The sequence below is a fragment of the Streptomyces sp. CNS606 genome (genome assembly GCF_000426325.1).
Map to the genome: position 1 here is coordinate 1 of NZ_AUFD01000062.1, position 1,610 is coordinate 1,610.

A 1,610-nucleotide genomic window follows, 5' to 3' on the forward strand; every position below is an offset into this window, starting at 1 on the left:
ACCTGCGTACCGTCCGCGGCACCACCACCCGCCACGTCCACACACTTCCCACCGATCCCCGTAACCGGACCCGACCCCGGACCCGGACCCGGACCCGGACCGTCGAGTTCCTTGACGCGGATGTGGCGGAAGGCGACCTCGTCCGCGTCGCCGTGGTTCTGCAGACCGAGGTGCCCGTCGGCCAGTGACCGGGCGGGGTCGGTGTTGGTGAAGTCGTTGACCAGCACGCCGTTGAGCCAGATCCGCAGCCGTTCGCCCTCGACCCGGATCTCGTAGGTGTTCCACTCCCCCGGCGGGTTCAGCGCGGCGTCGCGGGCGGCCAGGTCGGCGGACTGGAAGCTGTAGACCGAGCCGGTGGTGCGCTCCGGGGCGTCGGTGGCGTCGATCTGGATCTCGTAGCCGTGGTCCACCGCGGACCACGGATCGTCGGAGGCCGGGAAGCCCACGAACACGCCGGAGTTGTCGTCCCCGGACATCCGCCAGTCCAGTTTCAGCGAGTACGAGGAGAACTCCTGCGCCTGGTACCAGAGCAGGCCCATGCCGCCCCGGGAGGTCAGCGTGCCGTCCTCCAGTGCGAAGGAGCCGGGCCCGGCCTGCGACCAGCCGTCCAGGGAGGCGCCGTCGAAGAGCGGCGTGTAGCCGGTCTCCGGACGGCAGTCGGCCTCCGCGGCGCCGGCGGCCCAGCGGATGCCGCCGAGCAGGTGGCGCCGGAAGTCGTCCTCGCTGTACGACCCCTCGGTGTGGCCGCCGCCGGTGTAGAACGCCCGGCCGCCCTCGTAGTTCTTGCACCAGGCGATGGGGTGGTCGCCGTCCATGTTCCCGCCCTGGTAGGAGCCCTCGTCCAGGGACGCCAGCACGTGAGCGGTCTCGCGGGGGTTGGAGCGGTAGTTGTACCACTCGTCGGTGCGCGTCCAGGTGTCACCCAGGTGGGCGGTGGCCGCGTGGGCGCGGTCCTCCACCTCCACGGTCGCCTGCTGGATGTGCGGGTGGGAGTGGAAGAGGGCACCGGCCAGCCCCGCGTAGAAGGGCCAGTCGTACTCGGTGTCGGCGGCCGCGTGGACGCCGGCGTAGCCGCCGCCGGACCGGATGTAGTCCTCGAACGCGGTCTGCTGGGCGTCGTTCAGGACGTCACCGGTGGTGGAGAGGAAGACCACCGCCTCGTACTGCGCGAGGTTGGCGGTGGTGAAGGCGCCGGCGTCCTCCGTGGCGTCGACGGTGAAGCCGTGCGCGGCGCCGAGTTCACCGAGGGCGGTCAGGCCCTCGTCGATGGAGCCGTGCCGGTAGCCGGCGGTCTTGGAGAAGGCGAGCACCTGGTAGGCGGGGTCGGCGGCGCGTGCCGCGGGTGCGGAGGGCGCGGCCGTGGGGGCCGTGCCGGCTCCCACGGCCGCGCCGGGCAGGAAGGCCGCACAGAGCAGCCCGCCGGCCGCGGCCGCGGCGATTCTTCGGATCACGGACACGTCGGATTTCCTCTCGTCAAGGAGGGGAGGGGGAAGGGAGGGGAGGAGTGTGCTGGGCACGGGCCCGTCGGCGGCGCGGGTCAGTCGGGGAGGTTCCACTTCTGGTTGGCGCCGCCGTGACACGACCACAGATGCAGCCGCGTCCCGTCAGCC

At 72.0% G+C, this 1,610-nt stretch carries 1 protein-coding gene; it reads right to left on the reverse strand.

The annotated features are described in order from the left end of the window. On the reverse strand, positions 1-1,457 hold a 1,457-nt coding region (locus K304_RS30305), incomplete at its 3' end, for a ThuA domain-containing protein (protein ID WP_037791370.1). Between the last annotated feature and the right edge of the window lie 153 nt (positions 1,458-1,610).